Origin of the sequence: Nesterenkonia haasae, assembly GCF_010119385.1 — a bacterium.
Taxonomy (GTDB): Bacteria; Actinomycetota; Actinomycetes; order Actinomycetales; family Micrococcaceae; genus Nesterenkonia; species Nesterenkonia haasae.
Window position 1 is genome coordinate 29,370 of record NZ_VFIE01000018.1, and the last position, 25,420, is coordinate 54,789.

At 61.0% G+C, this 25,420-nt stretch carries 26 protein-coding genes; 19 read left to right on the forward strand and 7 right to left on the reverse strand.

Translation table 11 applies throughout. From position 1 onward, the window contains the following. From FH975_RS03455 to FH975_RS03465, 3 genes are all read left to right on the forward strand, one after another. Positions 1–910 (forward strand): cytochrome b/b6 domain-containing protein (locus FH975_RS03455; RefSeq protein WP_202923012.1); only part of this gene is annotated, 910 nt, incomplete at its 5' end. Between the two features lie 57 nt (positions 911–967). Then, the gene (locus tag FH975_RS03460; RefSeq protein WP_162320095.1) at positions 968–1,399 is read left to right on the forward strand and encodes a LexA family protein; all 432 of its coding nucleotides are present in this window, start codon (positions 968–970) and stop codon (positions 1,397–1,399) included. Then, a complete protein-coding gene (locus FH975_RS03465) occupies positions 1,396–2,673 on the forward strand; it encodes a Y-family DNA polymerase (RefSeq protein ID WP_153078776.1) in 1,278 nt (425 codons plus the stop codon). Before FH975_RS03460 ends, FH975_RS03465 begins: the two co-directional genes overlap by 4 nt. 35 nt (positions 2,674–2,708) lie before the next feature. Here the strand turns inward: FH975_RS03465 and FH975_RS03470 are convergent, their stop codons facing one another. Further along, complete coding sequence (locus FH975_RS03470) at positions 2,709–3,224, reverse strand: SRPBCC domain-containing protein (protein ID WP_153078775.1); 516 nt, start codon at positions 3,222–3,224, stop codon at positions 2,709–2,711. Then, complete coding sequence (locus FH975_RS03475) at positions 3,221–3,523, reverse strand: ArsR/SmtB family transcription factor (protein WP_153078774.1); 303 nt, start codon at positions 3,521–3,523, stop codon at positions 3,221–3,223. Before FH975_RS03475 ends, FH975_RS03470 begins: the two co-directional genes overlap by 4 nt. Before the next feature lie 80 nt (positions 3,524–3,603). On the opposite strand from FH975_RS03475, the gene FH975_RS03480 reads away from it, so the two are divergent. From FH975_RS03480 to FH975_RS03490, 3 genes are all read left to right on the forward strand, one after another. Further along, on the forward strand, positions 3,604–4,041 hold the full coding sequence (locus FH975_RS03480; RefSeq protein WP_162320096.1) for a helix-turn-helix transcriptional regulator: 438 nt from the start codon (positions 3,604–3,606) through the stop codon (positions 4,039–4,041). A gap of 10 nt (positions 4,042–4,051) precedes the next feature. Beyond that, positions 4,052–4,462 carry a VOC family protein gene (locus FH975_RS03485; protein WP_153078772.1) on the forward strand — a complete coding sequence of 137 codons (411 nt, stop codon included), beginning with the start codon at positions 4,052–4,054 and terminating at the stop codon, positions 4,460–4,462. Positions 4,463–4,612: 150 nt separating this feature from the next. Continuing rightward, positions 4,613–7,027, forward strand: coding sequence for an ATP-binding cassette domain-containing protein (locus tag FH975_RS03490; protein ID WP_162320097.1), 2,415 nt, complete (start codon positions 4,613–4,615; stop codon positions 7,025–7,027). 752 nt (positions 7,028–7,779) lie between these two features. Here the strand turns inward: FH975_RS03490 and FH975_RS03495 are convergent. Further along, positions 7,780–8,154 (reverse strand): winged helix-turn-helix transcriptional regulator, encoded by a 375-nt coding sequence (locus tag FH975_RS03495; RefSeq protein ID WP_328821763.1) that lies wholly within the window; start codon positions 8,152–8,154, stop codon positions 7,780–7,782. Positions 8,155–8,218: 64 nt separating this feature from the next. On the opposite strand from FH975_RS03495, the gene FH975_RS03500 reads away from it, so the two are divergent. The 9 genes from FH975_RS03500 to FH975_RS03540 all read left to right on the forward strand — a co-directional run bounded on the left by FH975_RS03500 (position 8,219) and on the right by FH975_RS03540 (position 18,472). Next, positions 8,219–10,447 (forward strand): LLM class flavin-dependent oxidoreductase, encoded by a 2,229-nt coding sequence (locus FH975_RS03500; protein WP_162320098.1) that lies wholly within the window; start codon positions 8,219–8,221, stop codon positions 10,445–10,447. 84 nt (positions 10,448–10,531) lie between these two features. Further along, positions 10,532–11,194, forward strand: a complete 663-nt coding sequence (locus FH975_RS03505; protein ID WP_162320099.1) for an FMN-dependent NADH-azoreductase — start codon at positions 10,532–10,534, stop codon at positions 11,192–11,194. A gap of 97 nt (positions 11,195–11,291) precedes the next feature. After that, on the forward strand, positions 11,292–12,146 hold the full coding sequence (gene cofE, locus FH975_RS03510; protein WP_162320100.1) for a coenzyme F420-0:L-glutamate ligase: 855 nt from the start codon (positions 11,292–11,294) through the stop codon (positions 12,144–12,146). Continuing rightward, the gene (gene fgd / locus FH975_RS03515; RefSeq protein WP_162320101.1) at positions 12,143–13,162 is read left to right on the forward strand and encodes a glucose-6-phosphate dehydrogenase (coenzyme-F420); all 1,020 of its coding nucleotides are present in this window, start codon (positions 12,143–12,145) and stop codon (positions 13,160–13,162) included. Before cofE ends, fgd begins: the two co-directional genes overlap by 4 nt. Further along, positions 13,162–14,172 (forward strand): putative F420-0 ABC transporter substrate-binding protein, encoded by a 1,011-nt coding sequence (locus FH975_RS03520; RefSeq protein ID WP_162320102.1) that lies wholly within the window; start codon positions 13,162–13,164, stop codon positions 14,170–14,172. Before fgd ends, FH975_RS03520 begins: the two co-directional genes overlap by 1 nt. Before the next feature lie 101 nt (positions 14,173–14,273). Further along, positions 14,274–15,254 (forward strand): putative F420-0 ABC transporter permease subunit, encoded by a 981-nt coding sequence (locus tag FH975_RS03525; protein WP_235928426.1) that lies wholly within the window; start codon positions 14,274–14,276, stop codon positions 15,252–15,254. Then, positions 15,251–16,039 (forward strand): ABC transporter ATP-binding protein, encoded by a 789-nt coding sequence (locus FH975_RS03530; protein WP_202923013.1) that lies wholly within the window; start codon positions 15,251–15,253, stop codon positions 16,037–16,039. The genes FH975_RS03525 and FH975_RS03530 overlap by 4 nt, the downstream gene beginning before the upstream one ends. Before the next feature lie 315 nt (positions 16,040–16,354). After that, positions 16,355–17,050 (forward strand): YitT family protein, encoded by a 696-nt coding sequence (locus tag FH975_RS03535; RefSeq protein ID WP_162320104.1) that lies wholly within the window; start codon positions 16,355–16,357, stop codon positions 17,048–17,050. A gap of 24 nt (positions 17,051–17,074) precedes the next feature. After that, the gene (locus FH975_RS03540; RefSeq protein ID WP_162320105.1) at positions 17,075–18,472 is read left to right on the forward strand and encodes an L-serine ammonia-lyase; all 1,398 of its coding nucleotides are present in this window, start codon (positions 17,075–17,077) and stop codon (positions 18,470–18,472) included. Positions 18,473–18,496: 24 nt separating this feature from the next. On the opposite strand, the gene FH975_RS03545 is transcribed toward FH975_RS03540, so the two are convergent. Beyond that, on the reverse strand, positions 18,497–19,408 hold the full coding sequence (locus FH975_RS03545; protein WP_153078768.1) for an NADP-dependent oxidoreductase: 912 nt from the start codon (positions 19,406–19,408) through the stop codon (positions 18,497–18,499). A gap of 62 nt (positions 19,409–19,470) precedes the next feature. Between FH975_RS03545 and FH975_RS03550 the strand changes: the two genes are divergently transcribed. The 4 genes from FH975_RS03550 to FH975_RS03565 all read left to right on the forward strand — a co-directional run bounded on the left by FH975_RS03550 (position 19,471) and on the right by FH975_RS03565 (position 22,239). Further along, positions 19,471–20,016, forward strand: coding sequence for a GNAT family N-acetyltransferase (locus FH975_RS03550; RefSeq protein WP_162320106.1), 546 nt, complete (start codon positions 19,471–19,473; stop codon positions 20,014–20,016). Positions 20,017–20,269: 253 nt separating this feature from the next. Further along, complete coding sequence (locus FH975_RS03555; RefSeq protein WP_328821800.1) at positions 20,270–20,755, forward strand: HAD family hydrolase; 486 nt, start codon at positions 20,270–20,272, stop codon at positions 20,753–20,755. Further along, positions 20,752–21,576, forward strand: coding sequence for an aldo/keto reductase (locus FH975_RS03560; protein WP_162320107.1), 825 nt, complete (start codon positions 20,752–20,754; stop codon positions 21,574–21,576). The genes FH975_RS03555 and FH975_RS03560 overlap by 4 nt, the downstream gene beginning before the upstream one ends. Before the next feature lie 9 nt (positions 21,577–21,585). Continuing rightward, positions 21,586–22,239, forward strand: a complete 654-nt coding sequence (locus FH975_RS03565) for a hypothetical protein (protein ID WP_162320108.1) — start codon at positions 21,586–21,588, stop codon at positions 22,237–22,239. Positions 22,240–22,263: 24 nt separating this feature from the next. On the opposite strand, the gene FH975_RS03570 is transcribed toward FH975_RS03565, so the two are convergent. From FH975_RS03570 to FH975_RS03580, 3 genes are read right to left on the reverse strand one after another with little or no spacing between them, the layout of a single operon-like run. Beyond that, positions 22,264–23,832: a molybdopterin-dependent oxidoreductase gene (locus FH975_RS03570; protein WP_162320109.1), complete on the reverse strand. Its 1,569-nt coding sequence runs from the start codon at positions 23,830–23,832 to the stop codon at positions 22,264–22,266. A gap of 39 nt (positions 23,833–23,871) precedes the next feature. Beyond that, positions 23,872–24,642: an anti-sigma factor gene (locus tag FH975_RS03575; RefSeq protein WP_162320110.1), complete on the reverse strand. Its 771-nt coding sequence runs from the start codon at positions 24,640–24,642 to the stop codon at positions 23,872–23,874. Next, entirely contained in the window at positions 24,632–25,243 is a 612-nt protein-coding gene (locus FH975_RS03580) for a sigma-70 family RNA polymerase sigma factor (protein WP_162320111.1), read from the reverse strand. Before FH975_RS03580 ends, FH975_RS03575 begins: the two co-directional genes overlap by 11 nt. Positions 25,244–25,420: the final 177 nt, after the last annotated feature.

The following is a 25,420-nucleotide window of genomic DNA, read 5'->3' on the forward strand; positions in this document are numbered from 1 at the left end:
CACATCGCGGGTCGCTGTTGCCACCAGCGGTGTCAGCAAGAAAGCTGGGCGGGCTGCTGCGGGGCTTGGCGGCGTCGTCGTGCTGGCGGCCCTCCTGGTTCTCGGATCCCAGTGGTTTCTGGGCACAGAAACCGGTCGGGAATTCCTGGGCAGATACCCTGGCCAATACCAGCAACCGGATGTTCCGACCGGGTACCCGTGGTGGCTGAACTGGGCACATTTCTTCAACGCGTTCCTGATGGTCCTGGTCATCAAAACGGGCATCCAGATTCGACGAGAAACCAAGCCCGAAGCGCACTGGACACCGAAGTGGAACCGGAAACGGAGGATCAGCCTCACCATCTGGACGCATAACGCGCTCGACCTGCTGTGGGTGCTAAACGGCGTGGTGTTCGTCATCCTGCTCGCAGCAACCGGCTACTGGTCCCGGGTGGTGCCCACCAGCTGGGACGCCTTCCCCAACGCGCTCTCCGCAGTCCTGCAGTACCTCTCACTGGATTGGCCCACTGCGGGAGAATGGGCGCACTACAACAGTGCCCAGGAGCTGGCGTACTTCACCACGATCTTTATCGCCGCCCCCCTGGCCATTGCTACCGGGGTCAGAATGTCGGGGTTGTGGCCAGACGATCGGCAAGCCCTGAACAAGGCTTTTCCCCTTCCGCTGGCCCGCGCGGTCCACTTCCCCGTCATGGTCTACTTCGTCGTCTTCATTGCGATACACATCATTCTGGTGTTCGCCACCGACGCTCTGCGCAACCTCAACCAGATTTATACCGGCCAAGACGCCACCAACTGGACCGGTTTCTGGCTGTTCGTGCTCTCACTCGTAGTGATCATCGGCGGGGCGCTGGCAACCCGAGCCACGATCATGGCACCAGTAGCCTCTCTGTTCGGACGTGTGGGCCGCTGAAGTCAGGTTTCACCATCCCCTTGCATTCGAATATGTGTTCGATTCATACTGAGCAGTATGAGCATCCTAGACATCCGCGCCGTACCGGTGACGGCGCCTGCGTTGGAGGTGCCGATGATGCCGACGGCGGTGCAGGCAGGGTTCCCCTCCCCTGCGCTGGACTTCGTGCACGAGAGCATTAATCTGCAGGAACACCTGGTTTATGACCCTCCGGCTACGTTCATCGCCAGGGTAAGCGGGGACTCCATGGTCGGCGCCGGCATCAGCCACGGCGACCAGCTCCTGATCCATAAGGGCACGCGGCCCAGAGATGGAGATGTAGTGATCGCTGTCCTGGACGGTCAGTTCACGGTGAAGCGGCTCCGCCTGACGGGGGCGAGGATCCGATTGGAAGCGGCAAACCCTGAGTATCCGGACATCGAGATTCCGGAGCTCTCTGAGCTCTCCATTTGGGGTGTCGCCTATATGTGCCTGCACGGTCTTCGATGAGCCAACATCTCCTGGCACTAGTGGACGTCAACAGCTTCTACGTCAGCTGTGAACGCGCCTTTGACCCCACATTGGCCGGCCGCCCCGTTCTCGTACTCTCCAACAACGACGGTTGCGCTGTGGCCATGAGCGCAGAGGCCAAGGAGCTGGGAATCACCGTGGGCGCGCCCTGGTTCAAGTTGGCTCCGACCGCCCAGCAGCGCGGGCTCGTGGCACGGTCCAGCAACTATGAGCTCTACGGCGATATGAGTCACCGGTTTCTGCAGGTCATCGGGGAGCATTCCCATGAGGTGGAGAAATACAGCATTGATGAGGCCTTCGCTGGGTACGGCGGACCGCTGCAAGGAGCGGGGTTGTGGGCGGAAGGTATTCGGCGAGACATCTCCGAGCGGCTCAGCCTTCCTGTAGGGATTGGTGTCGGACGCACCAAGACACTCGCAAAACTGGCCAACTTGGCCGCCAAACGGGTTCCGGGCATGCAAGGAGTGTGCGTATGGGATGGACTCGACGCCGAGTACCGCGAATGGGTGATGACGCGCCTGCCAGTTCAGCAGATTTGGGGCGTGGGACCACGTTCAGCGAAGAAATTGGCAGCACTGGGCTTGACGACAGCGGCGGCACTTCGGGACAGCGACGCACAGCTGATACGACGTCAGCTCGGCGTCACGATGATGCGCACCGTGCTGGAGCTGCGGGGCCAACCGTGCATCCAACTGGAGGAAGAACGCGAATTCCGTGACTCCTTGGTCTTCAGCCGATCATTCTCCACCCCGGTGAGCACTCGGGAGATCATGGCGCAGGTGATGGCCAGCTATGCTCAGCGGGCTTGCACCCGACTGAACTCCCGCAGCACAGAGGCAAAGACGCTCACCTCCTGGGCTATGACTTCCCAGTTCAACTCGGCGGCGAAAGACTCTCCTTCGGCAACGTTGTCGCTACCCGCTCCCACCAACGATCCGGTGCTGCTCACACGAGCAGCCCAGGCACTGCTTCCGCGCATTACAGAGGGCACGCGCTACACCAAGGCGGGCATCACCTTGACGGATCTTTCGCCGCAGGGTGTCCAGCCTTCCTTCGACCTTTTCGCTGAGCCTCAGCAGGACAGAGGCCTGGGCCCCCTGCTGCAGCAGGTAAGGGAAAAATCCGGTACGGACGCCATTGGAATGGGGCGCGGAGGCCTGCGCACAGCAGCTGAGTGGGAGATGCGCCGCGAGATGATGAGTCCGCGCTACACCACACGTTGGGAAGAGATGTTAGAAGTTCACGCCCGCTGAGCTGAAAATCCTGCGCTGCTCGGGGCGTTTCCTTGTCAGAGCTTCAACTGTTCTTTCAAACGCGCCCAGAATGCGCGGCCCGGCGTGGGGTCGTCATCGAAGAGCCCGACGTAGCGTTCGTGCACCTCATCCCAGTTGGCATGCGCTTCCTCTTCGGAGAGCGGAGCACCCGCCAAGAGCGCATCCAAGCGCATCAGATACGTCTCCCAGCCCGCTGCAGTCTGTGCCACTGGAGTCGAGGCGTCGAATGCGTGGATAAAAATCAGCCGACACCCGTCCCCGTCGGGATATATCTCAAAGCTGTAGTCGTCACCGTTGAACACCCACGCCAATCGGTGAGGCCGGTCCACCTCGGTAACCTCGCCAGTCATTCCGTGAGCTTCGATCTTCTCGCCAACTACGGGCCCCCACGGCACGGCCGCGGGAAACCACTGTCCCAACTCGGCAGGGTCAGATACGGCGCGCCACACTCGGTGAACCGAATGCGACAGGCGCCGCTCAAAGCGCAGCGCCGGGCGGCCGTTGACGGTTTCATATGTGCCCTCATTCATGGGTTCTCCTCCAAGTAGTGTTCGAGATTATCCAGACGGCTGGACCACAGCATCCGGTAAGGCTCAAGCCAATTGGTGACTTCCACCAAGGGGTCCGGACGCAAGGCATAGAAGCGCTGCTTGCCGCGGGGCCAGACATCGACAAGCCCGGCAGCTCTGAGCACTTTGAGATGTTTGGAGACTCCCGGTTGGCTGAGATCCAACGCGTCCACCAACTCGCCAGCAGACATCTCGCCTGCCCGCAACAAGTCAAGAATCTGCCGCCGGTGCGGCTCCGCCAAAGCAGCGTAAACGCTCATGGCCCTAATATTACTACATGGAAATATGAAGTGTCATGTATCCCTTCTCACAGCTGATGTCAGCCTGGAAGAATATGCTCATGACTTCAGCGAGTGAGATCCGGCTTGAGACACTCCGGCGCATGCGGCAGGTCCGAGATCGGATCGACAGGGACTACGCCCAACCGCTGAATGTTGCAGGGTTGGCTCGAGGCGTCTTTATGTCTGCAGGACACCTCAGCCGCCAGTTCAAGCTGGCCTACGGAGAATCCCCCTACTCCTATTTGATGACCCGCCGCGTCGAACGCGCCATGGCTCTGCTGCGACGCGGGGAGCTGAGTGTCACCGAGGTCTGTCACATGGTGGGGTTCTCATCCCTCGGCACATTCAGCACTCGCTTTTCCGAACTGGTCGGAATACCACCCAGCGCCTACAGGCGCACTCAGCCGCAAGCACTGGCCGGAATTCCGCCGTGCCTAGCCAAGCAGGCGAGCAGACCCGTCAGGAATCAAGAAGCGCCCACGCCTGAAGGGGCGTAAATTGAGTGCCATGAATATCAGCATTCACTACGCCTTCCTCCCTCACACCAACGCCGACGACGCACTAGACTTTTATCGCGACACACTAGGGTTCGAAGTTCGCCAAGATGTCGGCTACGAAGACATGCGATGGATCACCGTCGGTCCACCCAACCAGCCCGACACCTCGATCGTGCTGCACCCTCCCGCCGTAGATCCGGGCATTACTGATGATGAACGATCAGTCATCCTCAGCCTGATTGCTAAAGGCAGCTATGCGGCCCTGACTCTGGCCGTCGATGACCTCGACGGGTTATTCGAGCAGCTAGTCGCCTCGGGGGCCGACGTACTCCAGGAACCCACCAACCAAGACTATGGGGTACGGGACTGCGCCTTCAGGGACCCGGCAGGCAACTTGCTCCGCATCAACCAGAAAGCCTGAGGCGACAACAGAGACACCTCCAAACCACCTCTCAAGCAGACGCCCCCACAGGGTCTACAGAACAGTGCGCTGGTACTGAAATCCGCAGCAGAGATATTGCCGCATACCTGTGAAATTCTTCGGCGTACATTGTACGATGTGGGAGTGAATATGCCCGACTTGCCACCAGAGACACACTCGACTAGCCCGATTTCTACTGCGCCGCACGAATACATCAGCATCAGAGGTGCACGAGAAAACAATCTGCGCAATGTGAATCTCAATATCCCGAAGCGGAAACTCACGGTATTCACCGGAGTCTCTGGATCGGGCAAATCCTCATTGGTCTTCGGAACCATCGCGGCTGAGTCTCGCCGGCTGATCAACGAGACGTACGATGCGTTTATCCAGGGCTTCATGCCCTCCATGCCCAGGCCCGCTGTGGATTCTCTCCACGGTCTGACCGCAGCGATCATTATCGACCAAGAGCGGATGTCGCCGAATCCGCGGTCCACAGTCGGAACTGCCACAGACGTCAATTCCATGCTGCGCACTCTCTACAGCAGATTCGCCCATCCGCAGATTGGCTCTCCCCAAGCTTATTCCTTCAATGTAGCTTCAGCATCCGGTTCCGGCACCCTCACCAAAGCTGATGGTACCGAACACACGGCAGGGTTCAGCCTCACCGGTGGTATGTGCCTCCTGTGCCAGGGGCGAGGCCAAGTCAATGACATCGACATCACGCAACTAGTGGATGAGTCCAAGTCCCTCAGCGAAGGCGCGATCACCATTCCAGGCTATAAGGCTGGCGGGTGGTCCGTGCGGTTCTACAGCGACTCAGGATTCTTCGACCCAGAGAAACCCATCCGGGACTACAGCGATCAGGAGAGACACGACCTCTTCTACCGCGAACCGGGCAAGGTGAAGATAGGTGGCGCCAATATGACCTTTCAGGGTCTGGTGCCATCGGTCAAGAAGACGTTTCTCTCCAAAGATCGCGATGGCATGCAGCCCCATATTCGCACCTTTGTTGACCGCGCCGTCGCGTTCGCCCAGTGTCCGGACTGCAAAGGCACACGGCTGTCCCAGCAGGCATTGTCCTCACACATCGCGGGCAAGAATATCGCCGAACTGTGCGCTATGCAGATCACCGACCTCGCCGACTGGATTGAACAGCTCGACGCCGCCGCCGGTGATCTTCTCGGAGCCGCGCCGCTGTTGTCTGCGATCGCCGAAGTCCTAAGGAACTTCACAGACATCGGCCTTGGGTACCTCTCCCTAGAGCGACCTTCAGGAACGCTGTCGGGTGGCGAGGCCCAGCGTGTGAAGATGATTCGTCACCTTGGGTCAGCTTTGACCGATGTCACGTACGTTTTCGATGAGCCGACCGTAGGACTTCACCCCCACGACGTCGACCGCATGAACGAGCTCCTGCTCAAGCTGAGAGACAAGGGCAACACTGTCCTCGTTGTCGAACATGACCCAGACGTCATGGCGATCGCCGATCACGTGGTGGATATCGGCCCAGCTGCAGGAAGCCAAGGCGGAGAGGTGGTCTACTCCGGCGACTTCGCCGGTCTCGGCAACTCAGGAACACTGACCGGCGATCACCTCGAGACCCAACAACCAGTCAAAGAACAGACGCGCTCAGCCTCCGGCGCAATCCCAATCCGCGGGGCCACCACACACAATCTGCAAAACGTCGATGTCGACATACCTCAAGGCGTTCTTGTCGCAGTCACCGGGGTTGCTGGCTCCGGGAAGAGTTCACTTATACACGGCTCCCTAGCGGGGCGCGATGGCATTGTCGCGGTCGACCAGGCCCCCATCAAAGGTTCACGCAGATCGAATCCGGCAACCTACACGGGCCTGCTTGAGCCAATACGTAAGGCATTTGCCAAAGCTAACGGCGTCAAGCCTGCGCTTTTCAGTGCAAACTCTGAAGGAGCATGCCCGAACTGCAATGGTGCCGGGGTGATCTACCAGGACTTGGGTATCGTGTCGGGGATCTCGACCACATGTGAAGAATGCCAAGGCAAGCGTTTCCAAGCATCAGTCCTCGAGTACACCCTCGGCAGCATGAACATTGCAGAAGTCCTCCGCATGCCGGTAGATCACGCTTTGGAGTTCTTTTCAGGTGAGAGTGCCTCCGCACCAGAGGTATCGCTGCCTGCGGCCAGCAAGATCCTGGTCAGACTCCGCGACGTCGGGTTAGGGTATCTGACCCTGGGCCAACCGCTCAACACACTCTCCGGAGGGGAACGCCAACGCATCAAGCTGGCCATTGAGATCGGGGCCGACTCCGATGTTCTCGTTCTTGACGAACCTACTGCCGGGCTTCATATGGCCGACACAGAACGCATGATCACCATGCTGGAGAAACTCGTGGACTCAGGACGAACCGTGATCGTCATCGAGCACAATCTCGAAGTCATCTCGCGAGCGGACTGGGTAATAGATGTCGGCCCCGGGGCCGGTCACGACGGTGGCCAGGTCATCTTCACTGGGCGACCCACAGATCTACTCACGGCGAGCCGCTCGCTCACCGGGCTGCATCTGAGCCGTCGCCAACAGGTCAGGTTCTGAGCTCAGCCACCTCACCCTTGCCTCGTATTTCGAATGTTCATTCTGACAGTTTCCTCACAGAAAACTCAGATCGAATATACATTCGATTTAATACCTCCTGCCCTTGCGATGTCGTAGAAGACGTGTTCTAATGTCAGTGCGCGATGGGAAGCGCGACGCGTGCAGAAGCCCTCCTCACTGCTTCTGCACGCGTTTTCCATGTCCCAGTTCACGTCGTACATCTGGACGCAAGGCGGGCCAAGTTGGGATCCTGGGTCGCGTGGAGGTGCCACCTCTCACTTACAGCTATTTCAGTCCTGCGCGGCATCGTAACGGGATCGTGTCTCGAGGGCCCGGCCCTCACTGCTGAGCGCCCATCAGGCTAGATTGTTCATCGGAATCATTACTCGCGGCCGGATTGCTGAGTTGGCAATTGCCGCGCGGCGCGATGGACGGCGTGGACGTGCGGAAGTCGAAGCTATCGCGCTTCAGATGACACAAGTTCCGTGTCACCGTCTTTCTAGAGACGGTTTCGACTTCAGGTTCGAGTTCGAAATACGGCGTTGGGTGTTCGCGCAGCAGAACCCAAAGATTCTGGGAGTGGCAGAGTCCGGCTGAGACGCTCAGCGCCGCGTATCTAGTACTTGAGCTGCCGGAGCCTGGCGCGAGCCCGGAACTCTGGAGGGTAGGGGTGACTCATGGTGATGAGGCTTCCCCGTCATGTGGACGCCTTTGTCGCCTTAACGAGGGCTCATTTGGCCGGCGTGGAGGGGTTATGGGGCGCTGTGTTGGTTGGTGGGTGGTTCCCAGCGGCGTGCGTACTGTGCCATGGGCTGCATTGACTTCAAGAGCTCCATCCCACGTTCGGAGAGTTTATAACGAATTGTCACTGGCACTGTTGGCTCCACGTGTCGTTCCAGGAGACCTGCGGCTTCGAGTTCGCGGAGCCTGACGTTGAGCATGCGACCAGAGAGCCCTTCAACGCGGTGTTCGATCTCAGTGAAGCGTTCGGCCCCCAGACCCAGGGCCAGGAGGATGCCGCTTGACCAGCGTTTGCCGACGATTTCCATGATGCCAGCCAGGCGACGGCATTCCTCGTCATCGATGCGAAGGGGGCGTCGCGATGTACTTGCCTTTTCTTCAGTCACATACTAAAAGTAAGTGGGTTACGTGGTGTTTGTCAAGGACGTCACGTATCTCAATACTGGGGCAATGTCCGATTACATGCATCCGATGCGTTTTGGCAGCTTCATCAGCCCGATCGCGTCTGCCCCGCAGCGTCCTGTCGATCTAGCCCTGCTCAGCGAGGAGCTGGGCTTGGACTTAGTGACGTTCCAAGACCACCCGTATCAGCCGGATTTCCAGGACACATGGACCCTGCTGGCCTGGGTTGCGGCAAGAACCTCCCGCATCCACGTCTCCGGGAACGTGCTGAATCTCCCCCTGCGGCAGCCCGCTGTGCTGGCGCGTGCGCTGGCGAGTCTGGACCAGCTCAGCGGAGGCCGCGTCGAGCTGGGCATCGGTTCCGGCGGGTTCTTCGAAGCGATGGCGACGATGGGCGCACCACTGTTGACCCCGGCGGAGGCAGTCAAGGGCCTGGACGAGGCGCTGGATATCATCCGCGGCATCTGGAAGACCATGGACCCGTCGCCACTACACGTGGCTGGTGAGCATCACCGTGTGGCAGGTGCGGCTCGGGGACCCACTCCAGCGCATGAGATCCCGATCTGGGTGGGCGCGTATAAGCCACGGATGCAGCGGATACTGGGGCGCAAGGGTGATGGGTGGCTGCCGAGCTTGCCGTGGATGAAGCCTGGCGATATCGAACGCGGTAACCAGATCATCGACGAGTCTGCCCGCAAAGCGGGCCGTGATCCACGGGACATCACACGGTTGATGAATGTGACGCCACAGTACAACGCTGAGAGTTTGGCGGACCTGGCCACTGAGCATGGGATCAGTGTGTTCATCATGGGGTCCGATGACCCGCGGGAGATCCGCAAGTTCGCCACAGAGACCGCCCCGTTAATCCGGGACCGGGTCGAGAAGTCCCGCACAACGTCTCGTACCCCGGCCCTTGCCCGGACAGGGAGAGCATTCCAGGACGACCCTATCCCCGAGGTATTGGCTTCACGGGTCCTGATGCCCGGTGACCGCGGCTACAACAGGTATACCTCTGGGTACTTCCGAGGGGCGAAGCCGGGCGTGGTGCTCCGTCCCGAGTCATTCTCTGAGGTTCAGGAGGCGGTGCGGTTCGCCGCCCGGCATCGGGACGTACCGCTGGGATTGTTCAGCGGCGGCCATGGCTTGTCGGGAAGGTCTCTGAACAACGGTGGGATCGTCATTGCTCTCGACGCGCTAGATGAGATCTCGATCAGCGACGGCAGCCGCGTCCGTGTCGGCCCGGGAGCGCGTTGGGGCCAGGTCGCGAAAGAGCTTGCTCCTTTCAACCTTGCGATCACCGCCGGCGACCACGGCGGCGTGGGCGTCGGAGGGTTGGCCACTACGGCAGGAATCGGCTGGTTCGCTCGAGAACGAGGTCTGACGATTGACTATCTCCGCTCGGTCGAGATGGTGACCGCCGACGGCGAGCTCGTCCATGCCAGCGCTCAGGAGAACCCAGAGCTGTTCTGGGCAGTCCGCGGGGCAGGGGCGAACTTCGGGGTGGTGGTGTCGTTTGAGTTCGAGGCGCACCCAGTCTCAGAGCAGGTTGGGTTCGCGATGTTGACATTCGCCCCCGAGGACATCACCACGTTCCTCGTAGGTTGGGGCGCAACGATCGAGAACGCTGACGCCACCGTGACAGGAACCCTGATGCTCAGTTCTTCGGGTCCTGGCGCACAAACCCCAGTGCAGGCGCTGATCGTCGTTGACGAAAACAACCCTGACATGGTCGTTGAACGGCTGCAGCCGTTCGCGCAACTCGCCCCGATGGCAAACCAGTCCGTGCAGATGGTCCCGTACTCGGCGCTGCTGGATCTGCCCGCCGGAGGTGAGCAGCAGCACGGCCACGGGGAACCCCACGGGCACGCCGGTCTGGTACGTCACCTCGATCACGACGTCGCAGCCGGGCTCGCAGACCTCCTCACTTCCCATTCCTCACTCATCCTGAGTATCCGCTCAGCTGGCGGTGCGGTCGCCGACCAGTCCGCAGACGCGGCCGCGTACGGATGGCGAGATGCGAACTTCCTCATCGCGATGCTTGGCGGCAACACCGAGGAGGTGCAGCAGCAGTGGGCCAACCTCGTGCCGAAATTCGAGGGCATGTACATCAGTTTTGAGACCGACACCAGCCCTGAGGTCCTCGCCCGGGCCTTCCCGCCAGGGCATCTGAACAGACTTCGCCGGCTGAAGGCGGTATGGGATCCGAGCGGTCTTTTCCGCGACAACTTCTACATCGCCCCTGACCCCAAAGGGGTCACGGGGACCCCACAGTCCTGAATGCCGGGACCGGTGGGCTCTCATCCCACCTTCACCTGATGTTCAGCCCATAAGTACCCAACGATAAACAGGAGATGATTTCCTTTGTCTTTGCTCCGCATCGACGCATCCATCCGCCACGACGGCTCGGTAAGCCGCGCCCTAGCGGATATCGCTGAAGCCCAATGGCTCGCCACCGCAACCGACACGAGGGTTGTGCGCCGTGAGATCGGCACCACTCCGTTGCCCAGCGATGCTTGGGCGCATACATTGGCTGCCAGCGCCACGGCAGAAGACGCCCGAACCCTTAACCAGCAGGAGGCGTTCGGACTCGCCACCACACTTGTGGACGAGCTCGCCGGGGCCGGCGCCTTCCTGTTTGCGGTGCCGCTTTACAACTTTGGCGTCTCGCAGCACTTCAAGACTTACACCGACCTCGTCATCGCCGATGCTCGCATGAATCCGGCACTCACCCCAGTGACTGCGGGGAAGCCGGGCGTGCTGGTCACCGTACAGGGCGGAAACTACTCACCAGGCACGCCCAAGGAAGGCTGGGACCATGCGACTGCCTGGATGCGCCGCATCCTCGAAGATGTGTGGCAGATCGACTTGGAGGTTGTGACCCGTGAGTTCACCCTGGTCGGAGTGAACCCCGCCCTGGACGCCTTCACCGATATGGCCGAGGAGATCAAGACCAAGGCTGAGGATCACGCACATCGCGCTGGTCGAAAGCTGGCCGAGGCGCAGCTGGAATCGGCCAATCGCTGACGTGCCATCGCGATGATCTGGTCCCGGTTCCACTGCCATGTTGGGCCGGGACCAGATTTTCGCCTTCACCCGCCTCTGAGAGGACGCGTTCATCACCATGCCACGCCCCCTTCATTCGACGTTCCCGACGGAGGACGCTGCTGCAGACCCTGAGCGTTCCGGTCCTGAACTCGCAGAACGACCGAAAGAGTTGCTCATTTGGGCACCCTCCGGAATCCCCGAAATCTCCGAGGGCGACGACCTTGTAGCCATGATTCGCACCTCGACCATGGACCGCCCACTGGAGGATGGTGATGTGCTGGTGGTGACATCGAAGATCGTCTCCAAGGCAGAGGGCCGTCTTGTGCAGGCGGAGGATCGTGAGTCGGCGATTATTTCCGAGACGCTACGCGTCGTCGCGACCCGCGGCGGGGCGCGGATCGTGGAGAACCGGCTCGGGATCGTGGGCGCCGCCGCCGGGGTGGACTCATCGAACGTCCCCGCAGGCACTGTGCTACTGCTACCTAAAGACCCTGATCGCTCCGCCCGTCTTATCGCGGAAGGTATCCGCTCCGGAGGCCCAGAAGTGGGGGTCATCGTGAGCGACACGATTGGCCGCCCCTGGCGGGAGGGGCAAACCGACATCGCGATCGGCGCGGCTGGGGTGAGAATCTTCGATGAGCTTTCCAGCATTCCAGACTCCGCGGGACGGCCCCTGACGGTGAGCCGCCCTTGCCTTGCGGATGAGCTCGCCGCGGCGACCGACCTCGTGAAGGGCAAAACCCTTGGACTTCCGGTCGCCGTCGTTCGCGGCTACGGCAACGCGGTCGGCTCCCTGGACCTGCCAGGGGCGGCGTCGATCATCCGCACACCGGACCGCGACATGTTCCGTTCCGGAAGCGACGAGGCCTACGCGGAAGGGCTCACCGCCGGCACCGCCGCTGCACAGAATCGAGAAAGGACGCCATCATGACGATCACACTGGGATACAAGGCATCTGCTGAACAGTTCGCTCCGAGGCAGCTCGTTGAGCTTGCCGTCGCTGCGGAGATACAGGGGTTCGAGTCCGTCGCGGTCAGTGACCACTTTCAACCCTGGCGGCATCAAGGCGGGCACTCTCCGTTCGCGCTGGCCTGGCTAGCCGCCGCCGGAGAACGCACCTCACACATTCGTCTCGGCACCAGCGTGCTCACCCCGACTTTCCGGTACAACCCCGCGGTCATCGCTCAGGCTTTCGGAACTCTCGGCACCCTTTACCCGGACCGGGTGTGGCTCGGGGTCGGAACTGGGGAGGCCCTGAATGAGATCGCGACCGGTTTCCGTGGTGCAGGAGAACAGAAGTGGCCGGAGTTCTCCGAACGCTTCGCCCGCCTGCGTGAGGCCGTGCGCCTCATGCGTGCTCTGTGGCGTGGTAACCGGGTCAGTTTTGACGGCGACTACTACTCCACGCATGATGCCTCCGTGTATGACGCCCCCGACGGCGGCGTCCCGATCTATATCGCCGCCGGTGGACCGGTGGTGGCGAAGTATGCCGGACGCGCAGGCGACGGGTTCATTGCAACCTCCGGGAAGGGACGCGAGCTCTACACCGACAAGCTCATGCCTGCGCTGGCTGCCGGAGCGGATGCCGCAGGGCGCGACATGCATGGGATAGACCGGATGATCGAGATCAAGATCTCCTACGAGACAACTTACGACAAGGCGCTGGAGAACACCCGGTTCTGGTCACCGCTTTCGCTGTCGAAAGAGCAGAAGCACGACATCACGGACCCGGTCGAAATGGAACGAGCCGCCGATGCCCTCCCGCTGGAGAAGATCGCACAACGGTGGATCGTTGGCACCGATCCCGACGAGGTGGTCGCTCAGATTGCGGAATACCTCGACCATGGATTTAACCACCTCCTTTTCCACGCCCCTGGTCACGATCAGGGCCGCTTCATGAAGCTTTTCCACCGCGACCTCGCCCCACGCCTGAAAGCACTGAGTTGATGCGAAAGCCCACCATAATCCGCGCACGTACTTTGATCGCCGCCCTCGCCATAGGGCTACTCGCCCTGGTCGGATGTGCCACGACCCCCGAAACCAACACACCACCATCGGCGACCGGCCAGGCCGAGGCCACATACCCCATCACCGTGGACAACTGCGGCACCGAAGTGACCTTCGATGAGGCTCCAGATCACGTCGTGGCGATCAAGTCGACCTCGATCGAGATGATGCTTGCCCTGGGACTACAGGACCGGGTCGCTGGCGTCGCGTTCCCCGACGGCCCCTACGCCCAGGAGTGGGCGCCTGAAACCGAACCCGATGTAATCTCCGAGCGGGTACCCGGCCAGGAGACAGTACTCGATATCGAACCGGACCTCGTCTACGCCGGATGGGAGTCCAACGTCACCGCTGAAGGCGCCGGGGAACGCGACACCCTCCACCGCCTTGGAGTCAACACGCTTGTCTCGCCAGCCGCCTGCCAGGAAGCTGAGTACCAGCCCAATCCCCTCACATGGGAGGACCTTTGGGACGAGATCACACTCGCTGGGGATGTCTTTGATGTGTCCACCGCTGCCGATTCCCTGATCACGGACCAGCAGCAGCGCCTCGACGCCATTACCTCAGACGATCGTGGCCTGTCCGCGTTGTGGTATAGCTCCGGCAGCGACACCCCCTACGTGGGTGCGGGTATCGGGAATCCACAACTGGTCATGGACGCCGTAGGACTGACCAACATCGCCGGCGAGGTGCCAATGACCTGGTCGTCACTGTCCTGGGAAGCCGTCGTCGACGCCGACCCTGACGTGATCGTTCTTGTCGACTCAGACTGGGGATCCGCAGAGACGAAGATCGCCCAGCTTGAAGGCCACCCCGCAACCGCCGCCCTCCCAGCCGTGCAGAACCACCGGTACCTCATCATCCCGTTCCCTGCCGGTGAAGCAGGAGTCCGCAGCGTGGAAGCCGTCGAAACGATACATCAGCAGCTCGCAGACCTCGACCTCCTGGAGTGACCGTCATGGCATCATCAGTCCGGTCAGACTCGAGAACTCACACACCTCCACCCCGTTGGCCAGCAGCGGCCCGTGGACGAGCGCGCCTGACGGTCGGTGTCTTGTTCCTTACCATCGCACTCGCCATTGAAATGCTGGCTGCCATCGTCATTGGGCCTGCGAATATCTCGGTCCACGATGTAGGGGTAAGCATGATTGCCCATGTGACCAACACTGACGCGTCATTGTCGGTCACCCAGGAGGCGATCATGTGGGAGTTGCGAATGCCCCGCATTGTCACGGCTATGTTCGTCGGGGCAGGGCTCGCCGTCTGCGGCACCGTCATGCAGGCCAGTACCCGCAACCCGCTCGCCGATCCATACTTGCTTGGTCTCTCCTCTGGAGCTTCTCTGGGTGCAGTGCTCGTCATTGTTGTAGGTCTCACGATCACCCTGCCCGTAGCCGCGTTCTTCGGGTCCATACTGGCTCTCACCGGCACCCTGATCCTCGCCAGTGTCGGCGGCCCGGCTTCGCCGTCGCGCACCGTCCTTGCCGGCGTCGCGATCTCCTCACTCTTTTCTGCCATGACAAGCCTGGTCATCTTCTGGAGTTCAACCGGTGACACCTACCGGGAGATTCTCGGGTGGCTCCTCGGATCGTTGGCTGGAACGACCTGGAATAGTGTCCTCATCGCCGCCATTGCGTTCCTCACCATCGGGGTGCCCCTTGTTCTTTCAGCCAACACCCTCAATGCGTTCGCGTTCGGTGACCGCACCGCCCGCTCTCTTGGCGTCCATGCCACCACGGCCCGCATATTGCTCCTGGGAGCTAGCGCGGTTCTTACCGGCGCACTCGTCTCGGTCAGCGGGTCCATCGGATTCATCGGCCTCCTCGTCCCGCACGCCACGCGACTTCTCACTGGCCCAGACCACCGACGGCTACTGCCCGTCGCAGCCCTCGCTGGGGCGCTCCTGCTCCTTCTCGCCGATACGATCGCCCGTGTCGCCTTCGACCCGCGAGAGCTTCCCGTCGGGATCGTCACCGCGATCCTAGGAGCGCCCGCCTTCGCGATTCTTCTGTTGCGGTCACGGAGAGCACTGTGACCGCCGAACTAAGCGTCGAGGGTCTGAGCTTCCACCGCGACGGGCGGAGCATCATCGAAGATGTCACATTCACTGCACCTCCGGGCGCAATCACTGCACTCATCGGACCGAACGCCGCCGGCAAGTCCACCCTGCTCCAGCTGATCGCCCATCTCGATGCTCCTACGCGTGGCCAGGTCTACCTAGGAGACAAGAACCTCACGGCACTGACGCAACGTGATCGTGCCAAGGCCGTTGCGTTCATTGACCAGCATTCCGCTACCGACCAGCCATTGACCGTACAAGAAACCGTCATGCTCGGACGCACCCCACACCTTGGCCGTCTGACCGCGCCTTCCGTAGATGACCGTCAGGTGGTGAAGGACGCTCTGGAACGCACCGGAGCACAATACCTTTCCCACAGAGACTTCACCGAACTTTCCGGAGGCGAACGTCAACGTGTGCTACTCGCACGCGCACTGGCGCAACAACCGATTCTCCTCCTCCTCGACGAACCCACCAACCATCTTGATCCCCGAGCTCAACTCCAGACCCTCGCGCTTCTGCGCGCCCTCGCCAGTGAAGGACTCGCAGTCATCACCGCACTTCACGACATCAACCTCGCCGCCCTCCACGCAGACCGAGTCATTGCCATCGCAGACGGGCGAATCATGGCAGCCGGTGAAGTTGCTGCGGTCCTCACACCAGCCCTCATCTCCAGTCTGTACGACGTAGACGTCCAAGCTCTTTCCAGCAAAGACGGCACAGTCTTCTCTTACTCACTGTCGAGTCCGCTGAAAGATTAGTTGATTCGAGTAAGGCATCCTGTTGGCTCTAGCTGACACACCGGACCATATGCTGCGCATGGGTACTCTTGCCGGTTATGCCAGCAGTTCGCTCTCACGACTTTCCCGAGCGGTCTCCCGGCCTGAGCTCCGTGGGTGGATTCAGCGATCTCTGGACCCCTCAGACGGGCGGTCAACTCTGGCCACCTTGACCGTGAACGGTCTGGAGGTATGCGAAGGCGCGACGCCCGAGCCCCAGCGGTGCCTAGCGTTTCACTTGGCGCCCCTGAAGCTCGGTCAACCTCTACGAAACACACTCGAAGTACGCTATTGCGCATGTCCACACCAGACTCAGAGCCGGACCCCGCAACACCCCGCGGCCACGGCGACTCAGATGGGCGCAGCGAACGCGGTGCCAATATCCAGCCCCTCGCCGGGCATGTCATTCCCCACTCCGCCGTCGAAGACGTTCTCGGGGTGGTGACCGGCACCTTCATGGCAGCCCTAGGCCTCTACCTGCTCGAACAGTCAGAAGCCGTCAGCGGAGGTACCGCAGGCCTGGCCCTTCTGCTCACTTTCGGCACGCCGCTTGGCCTGGCGTGGCTGTTCTTCCTCGTCAATATTCCCTTTTTTGGCCTAGCTCTGTGGCGCAAAGGGTGGCGATTCACCCTTCGGACAGCCGTCTCAGTGGGGATCGTCTCCGGCTTCGCCGCCATCTGCGAAATATTTATGCCAGTCCCAGATATCAATCCAGTCTTCGGGGTGTTCGCCGGCAATGCACTCTTGGGCGTCGCACTGCTCATCGTGTTTAGACACGGGAGTTCACTGGGTGGGTTCAACATCTTGGCGATCATTGCCCAGGAGCAGTTCAACCTCCGTGGCGGATATGTGCAGATGGGACTCGACATCACCGTCATCCTCTTCGCGTTGACGGTCCTCGCCCCTGAGAACGTCTTGCTCTCCGCCGCCGGCGCCGTCGTTATGAATATCATTATCGCCTTCAACCACAGACCCGGTCGGTACAGGGCCTGAACGGCACAGCGTAAGCTAAGTCACATGATCAGCATTTTCGATCTCTTCAGCGTCGGGGTGGGTCCCTCGTCGTCTCATACTGTGGGACCGATGCGCGCAGCCCGCCGGTTCGTCGATGAGCAGGTCGTACCTAAGATCGACCACCTCGCTGGTATTCAGGTTGAGCTGCTGGGTTCGCTCTCCGCAACGGGAGCAGGTCATGGCACCTTTGACGCCGTTCTGCTTGGATTAGAAGGGTGGGCAGCTGAAGAGATACTTCCGGATCAGGTCGACGATCGCAAAGCCTCCATGGAAGCATCAGGGACCGTCCAGGTTGCTGCCCAGCTAGGACAGCGCGTGGACATCACGCTGCGGATCGAGGACTTTATTCAGCGGCCCCTCACCCATCTGGAGCGGCACTCCAACGCCATGATCCTCCGCGCAGTGGATTCTCAGGACGCACTCCTCGCAGAAGAGACCTACTACTCGGTCGGCGGCGGATTCGTCGTCGCTGAGTCGGATTCCCCCGCAGCTGAGCTTGCTGAGGCCGACGCCTCAGTTCCCTACCCATTCCGCACCTCCGCCCAGCTGATGGCACACTGCAGCGATTCCGGGCTGCCGGTCTCCCAAGTGATGATGGCTAATGAATGTGCACACCGTACCGAGGAAGAGGTCGTTGATGGGATCTGGCACCTCTGGGAAGTGATGGAGGCCTGCAAAGACTCGGCTTTGGCCAGAGAGGGCCCCCTACCCGGCGGCCTGAAAGTTCGACGCCGCTCACCAGCCTGGCACGCCAAATTGTGGCAAGACGACCCGGAACGCTCCTACGCCTACTGGCAGGAGTGGGTGAATCTCGTGGCGCTGGCCGTCAATGAGGAAAATGCGTCAGGCGGGCGAGTGGTCACAGCGCCGACCAACGGTGCGGCGGGCATTATTCCGGCCGTCGGGTTCTACGCCACCCACTACGGCCCAGGTTCCACGTTCGCCGATCAGGCAAACCGGCGTGAAATCGTGACCACCTACATGCTGACCGCTGCGGCCGTGGGGGTGCTGTACAAGGAGCAGGCTTCCATCTCCGGGGCTGAAGTCGGCTGCCAGGGAGAGGTTGGCTCAGCCTCATCTATGGCAGCCGCCGGACTGTGCGAAGTCCTTGGCGGAACCCCCACCCAGGTGGAGAACGCCGCCGAAATTGCTATGGAACACAACCTAGGGCTGACCTGCGATCCGATCTCAGGTCTCGTCCAGGTTCCGTGCATCGAACGCAACGCGATTGGCGCCACGAAGGCGGTCAACGCCGCCCGCATGGCTCTTATGGGCGACGGCGAACACCGCGTCACGCTCGACGACGTCATCAACACGATGCGCGAGACGGGTAAGGACATGTCCCACAAATACAAGGAAACAGCCCTCGGCGGCCTCGCGGTCAACGTCGTGGAATGTTGAGTCTTCCCCCTTACGGGCTAAGGCTCAACTGGTGAGGTCAATGAGGATCTTCCCTCGGGCTCCGCGTTGGTTGTGTTCCATTGCCTCGACGGACTTCTCCAGGGGGTAGATCGAATCGATGTCCACGGTCAACCGGCCATCGGCGACCCGTTCCAGAAGACTTTCCAACCGGGCGCCGTCGGGCCGCACCCAGACCCACCGACCCTGCTGCTCTACAACAGTGGGATCAGCGATAGAAACATGCCGCCCACCATCGGTCAGCACCGCCAGTGTCTGCTCGAGCACTCCACCGACGCAGTCAACCACGGCGTCCACCCCGTCCGGGGCTAGTTCGCGAACACGGTCAGCCAACCCGTCGCCGTAGGTGACCGGCTCCACCCCCATGTCGCGCAGGCGCTTGTGATGAGCTTCAGACGCCGTGCCGATGACCCTGGCGCCCTCCTCCAGAGCCAACTGGGAGGCCAAATGGCCGACACCCCCAGAGGCTGCGTGGATCAGCACAGTGTCCTTGTCCGTGACACTCAGAGTCTGCAGGCAGCGCAGCGCAGTAAGGCCTGTGAGTGGCAGCCCTGCCGCGGCGTCGGAACTAACTGCCTCCGGCACGTGCGCCACCGAGGTCGAAGGCACTGAGACGTACTCGGCGTAGGTTCCGCCCTGGACAAAGTCTTTCCGCGCGTAACTGGCGACGCGGTCTCCAGGCGAGAACTCCGGCACATCAGGGCCGACCTGCTCCACAACACCGAACACATCCCACCCTGGGATAACCGGGAAGAAAGTATTCATCATGGCGTCGAGGGCACCGCTCATCAGTTTCCAGTCCACCGGATTGACCGACGCTCGCTCGGCACGGATCAGCACCTCGCCTGGGCCGACCTTCGGTGTAGCCAAATCCACGAGCTGCAGAGTGTTCGGGTCGCCATATTCTCGGTAAGTCATTGCACGCATACTTTGGCCAACGTTGCGATGAGGACCAACATTCCGGCAGATAGGGTAGATCCGTGAACTCTCCGTTCCTGCGACGCTTGCGAGTCGACGACGCCACCGCTGTCCTGGCCGGTTTCCAGGCTGACTCCACAGATATGAGCAGGCAAGGAGAGGTTACCGATCTGGATTCGGCACGGCAGTACATCACCTTCGTCACCGATACCGCAGAGGGTAACCACGGTTTCGCCGTCGTAGCCGATGACGACTGCGTGGGTGTTATCGGCATCAATGGCGCCACTCAGCACCGTCTCGGGTGGTTCTTTTACTGGATACATCCTGAGTTCCGCGGACTTCGGCTGGGTTCAGCAGCGGCCTCAGCGGCAGCGAATTGGGCGCTCACCAGCCGTGAAGCCGGAGATGGGGGTTTCGAACGTTTAGAGCTCGGCCATCGGGTCAATAATCCCGCATCCGGAGCCATCGCACGCTCCGCTGGATTCATCCACGAAGGCACCGAACGGCGGAAGTTCCTCATAGATGGTGAGCGGATTGATGTACTCACCTACGGTCGGCTCAGCACAGACCCAGTCCCGGCCAGCACACCTCTGCGGATGGAGGTCTGAGCATCACCAGTCTGATTCCCGGCATCCGGGCGGTGCTGTTTGACCTTGACGCGACGCTGCTGGACCACGATACGGCCCGCGACGCCGCCATACGTTCCCTTCTGCCGACCCACGACCAGCTCACCAGCGCTGAGGTGAAAGATCTGCTGGCGCAGTGGCAACGGATCTCCCACCAGCTCTACGAGCGTTACCTGGCAGGTGAACTAACGCCCAGCAGCGACTCCAGCGCATTACGCAGTTCTCAGCCGAGGTCATCGACCTTGGCGTCAGGAGCGACGACGGCGCTTGGGCTGTCTTCGAGCAATATCAGCGCGAATACCAGCACCACTGGCGCCCATTCGATGATGTCGCACCCACCGTTGCATCACTGCGGACCGCTGGCCTGGCAATGGCTGTGGTGACAAACGGGCCCGATGAGCAGCAGAGGAAAAAGGTCACGCGAATCGGGCTCACGGATGTTCCCGTGCTTGCCTCCGGGGCGCTCGGATTCAGCAAACCTGATCCACGCATCTTCGCAGCAGCCAGCGAATGTGTTCGGCAACCCGTTCATGCCTGTCTCATGGTGGGAGACAACCCTGATGCTGACGTCGCCGGCGCTCGCGCGGCTGGGATGCGGGCCGTTCTGCTTGACCGTTCCGCAGGCACAACAGCGGAGCGTTCGGGCCCGCCCGCGATCAGAACATTGCTGCAATTGGTCCAGGGAAATCTCGGGAACGGCACCGTAGAGTGGACCTTATGACTTCCACCCTCGAACTGAATTCCGGTCATCAGATTCCCGTCATCGGTTTCGGCACTTCTGCCTTGGCTGCTCCGGCGGAGTCGGTCGCGGCAGCGCTGGCGACGGGATACCGGCACGTGGACACCGCGCAGATGTACAAGAACGAAGAAGGTGTGGGCCAGGGCCTTCGGGCATCTGGGGTTCCGCGGGATGAGGTGTTCATCACCACCAAACTCAATAACCAGTTCCACGAGCCCGCCGATGTCCACCGCACCTTCGCTCAGTCATTGGAGCGGTTGGGTCTTGAGACTGTGGATCTTTTCCTCATCCATTGGCCCATGCCTGAGCTGACCGTCGACTATGTCGATACCTGGAAGGCCATGGTCGAGTTGCGCGACTCAGGGCGCGTTGCCTCCATCGGAGTGTCGAACTTCCAGGAGGAGCATCTGGAGCGGATTATCGAAGCTACCGGCGTTGTACCGGCGGTCAACCAGATCGAGATCCACCCCTACTTCGCCAATAATGAGCTGCGCGAATTCACCAAGTCCCACGGGATCGCGGTTGAAGCGTGGAGCCCGTTGGGTAAAGGCGCGGAGCTCAGTGACCCGGTCATCGCGGAGCTCGCCGACCGGCACGGCCGAACCCCGGCCCAGGTCCTGCTGAGCTGGCACTTGCAGCGCGGCGATATCGTGATACCCAAAACTGATGCCCCGCAGCGAATGAGCGAGAACCTCGACGTGACAGGACTTCAGCTTTCAGAGGCTGAGATGGCGTCAATTGATGGACTGAACAATGCGGAGCAGGTCCACGGCCCACCAAGCACGGAAACGTCGAAGGACTAGCTCAGAACCATGGTTGCTCCACTGGTCCCCGACAGCGCTCTGCATGCCAGCCTGCTGTTCGCATTGGGCTACGGCCAAACTCCAGACGCTGAGGTGCCGGAACTTCCTTCAGAGATGGCCGAAACCCTGGACGCGATGCTCCACCACCAGGGCACACCTCATCTGACTTCCCTCGCTCAGGATACTGTGCGAGCCGGGAAAAAGAGCCTTGAACGGAACCCTGCACTGACAATCTCCGCCAAAAGGTACGCGGAAATTCGAACCGATTTCATCGCAGCTCATGGGATCCAATCGAGCAAAGGCAAGCAGATTTGGCCAGTCGGCGCTACGACCATCCTCAAACGTGCTGGAGGCTCATGGAATGAGGCGCTCCGCTCGGCAGGGTTCGCCACATCCAAACAGCACATGCCCAAGGGCTTCGGCTCAGCACGGTTTACCCCGGAGCAGTTCGACACCGCCATCCGCACTTTCAAACACGACGCCGCCAAGGGCAACTACTCCACTAAGCTCCAGCACTACGTTGAGTGGAGAAAAGAAATGGTGGGTCAGGGACGCACGGACATTCCGTCCGGTCCGGCTATCCGAAATTTCTACGGCAGTTGGAGTGCCGCACTCAAGGCAGAGGCCAACCGGAAATCCAAGAATCCCGACCCGCCGGACTGACGAAGAGTACTTTGTCTGTCTGCGTCACTCGACCTGGAAGTCGATACGATGCCGGCCTGTCGCCGCGTTCGGTATGGGGTCCTGACGTTCTCCAGTCTGAACCTCACCATCCGCGGTAACCGCTCGTACTGACACCCAGTGCCTTCCTGGTTCTGCATCGGGGAACACGTACCTCCACTGACGCCAGGTATCAGCTGAGACCTCTGAAGCCAGGTCGGCAGGCTCCCATTCGCCATCATCGACTTGGACTTCCACAGCTTCGATCCCAACATGCTGCGCCCAAGCACTTCCCGCTATGACGACGTCCCCTGCGGACAGTGTCTCCAACGCTCGAGGCACGTCAATCCGTGATGAGACAAGAACCGGTCCTCGCTCGTCCCAACCCCTGTCGGTCCAGTACGCCGTCGCCAGATCGAACCGTGTCACTTCCAGCTCCACCACCCATTTGGTGGCTGAGACGTAGCCATAGAGTCCGGGAACGACGAGCCGCGCAGGAAATCCATGCTGGACGGGCAGGGGTTCGCCGTTCATACCCACTGCTAACAGTGAGCTGCGGGAGTCGGTCAGAGCCTCCAGCGGAGTCGATGCGGTGAAGCCATCCGATGAACGTGACAGCACCATATCCGCCTCCGGCAATGGGTTGGCACGCGCCAGAAGCTCCCGCACCGGATAACCCAACCACGTAGCGGTTCCCAAGAGATCTCCACCCACCGGATTGGACACGCATGCCAGGGTGATGTGATGTTCCTCCAGCGGCAGGGACAACAGCTCAGACATATCGATCAGCACCTCGTTCTCCACCAGACCGTGAATCCGCAGAGACCACTCCTCCGGATTCAGCTCGGGGACCACCAAGGCAGTGTCTATGCGGTAGAACTCGGAGTTGTCTGTAATGAAGGAAGCGACACCATTGACGCCCACAGACGCGGACTCGGGAATCGCTGCAGCGCGAACCGCAGGCGAGGGCAGAACCAGCCGGCCGACCGCCGTCGCCACATCTTGAGCAAAAGTCTGCACCGAACGCCCCAGTGCCAAAGAGCCGACGGCAACCGCAGTACCAGCGGCGGCCAGGCCGAGAAAGGCTCGTCTGGACGCAGCCAGCGGGGGTTCTTCATTCGCAGAAGACACCGATGCTTTGGGGTGGGCCGTGATCACCAGGGCAGTCAACGCAGCGAGGCCCATGCCTGTTCCGGCAACTGTGGGCACGGCATCGACCCATCCCGTGTCTGGTCGGCGGAGCACCACACCGATGAAGACCAGTCCGATGACGCTGAATACCACACTCGCGATCTTCAGCCGCCGACCTGCCACAATGCCAAGCACAGCTGCTAGGAGCGCTCCACCAATCGCCATGCTGATGAACAGGACGAGCTTGTTGTTACTGCCGAAGGTCGAGATGGCGAAGTCTTGTAGGGCGGAAGGCGAGAGTTCGATGATGGTGTTGCCCAGCGCGACCAGGGGTGAAGCCGAAGGGGCGAAGAACCGCGCCAGAATATCCGCAAGTCCCAGAAACACCGCTGCTGCCACGACACCGGCCACAGCGCATCGGAGCGTCACGGAGAGTCGGTGAGGGGACACGTCAGCGGGGCTCATGTTCCGTATTCGGAGCCGCGGCCCCAGGTGGATGGGGCATTAGAGTTCGGCAACAATAATGGGGTCATCTGTTGGTTCCGGAGAACCACCAGAAGGCTCGATCGTCACCCCGAACGCGACTCCCTCTGCGAGATCCACGGAGGCCAGCATCTCGGATCCTTCGCCGCTCATCAGCCCCAGACTGTGTGGTCCTTCCTCATCAATAAGCCACATCTGCATGGACTCATCAGACGAGGGCGCCGGGACATTGTGAGGGACGATGTGCATCATCTGTGCGTCCATCGAATAGGTGACAGTCACGCTGCCCCCAGCAGCTGATTCCACATGGGCGGCCGATAAGTCGGGGGCACCGAGCAAGAGCTCCATCTGCTCACGCTCCTGCTCAGCTGCGGTGAGAGACTGTTCGATCTCCTGCGCTTGCTGCATTTGGTTGAAGAGCATGGTGCCCAGGACGGCGGCGACGATAACGAGTGCGGAGGCCGCCAGAGCGAACATCGTCTGAGTGATCCGCGCACGACGAGTGGGTTCCACGGCCGGCGTCGACTGAGGTTCTTCTGCTGTGGATGGATGGGGTTCGCTGCCCGCGTTGGTTCCCTGATGGGGAATGCTAAGGATTGCTGCGTCCACCTCAGGGCTGGGGGTGACGGGCACATCAGAGTCCGAAAGCAGCGCCATAGTATCCGAGAATGCTGCTACCTCTTCGCGGAACTCTGGGTCGGACTCGTTGAGGGACCGTGCGAGCTCAAGCTCGTCTGGGGCGAGGCCACCGAGCACGTAACCGGCCGCGAGGTATTCGTGATCAGCGTGCATCGTTCACCTCCAACTGAGCGCGTAGACGCTTCATACCGTCGCGTATCCTGGATTTTATGGTCCCCAGCGGGATGTCTAAGGCCGTAGCTATCTGGCTGTGGGACAGATCCTGATAGTAGGCCATGGCAATGGCCGTGGCCTGCTCGGCCGGAAGTTGCCGCAGCGCCGTGTTGAGGCGTATGGACTCCACGTGGTTCAAAGCCTCGGTCTGGATATCCGGCTCGACCTCATGGACCTGCTTAACTCCCTCGGTGAAGTCCCGATCTTGCTGGGCCTGAACGGACCGGACCCGATCAATGGCTCTGCGGCGGCACATAGTGGTCAACCACGCTCTTCCGGATCCTGCGTCAGGTCGGAAAGAGTCAGCTCTGGTCCACACCTCGAAAAAGACTTCCTGTAAGACCTCTTCCGCGAGCGACCTGTTGCGTACCAGGCGGAGGATTGTTGCCAACAGGATGCTGCCATGCTGCCGGTACAGGGCCTCGAAAGCCTGTTCGTCATGATGCTGAATCCTTACGAGCAATGCACCGCAGGCATCCATTGCTGCACCCGACTGCGGGGAGTCGCCGAGGCGCTCCTCAGCCGGTTTGGGTCTGGACATTACTCCAGCTTGCCATGGACTTGGTCTAATCACGAGTTGCTCTGACCCCGTGGGACGAGTGTCGTCATTGATGGGGAAAATAGGACGATGGCGGCGCCCGACGGGCCCCAGGGGCTGTCGAGGCGCCGCCATCGTGTGCGCGCCATGGGCATGGGCGCGGTGCGGCTCTACCTTCAG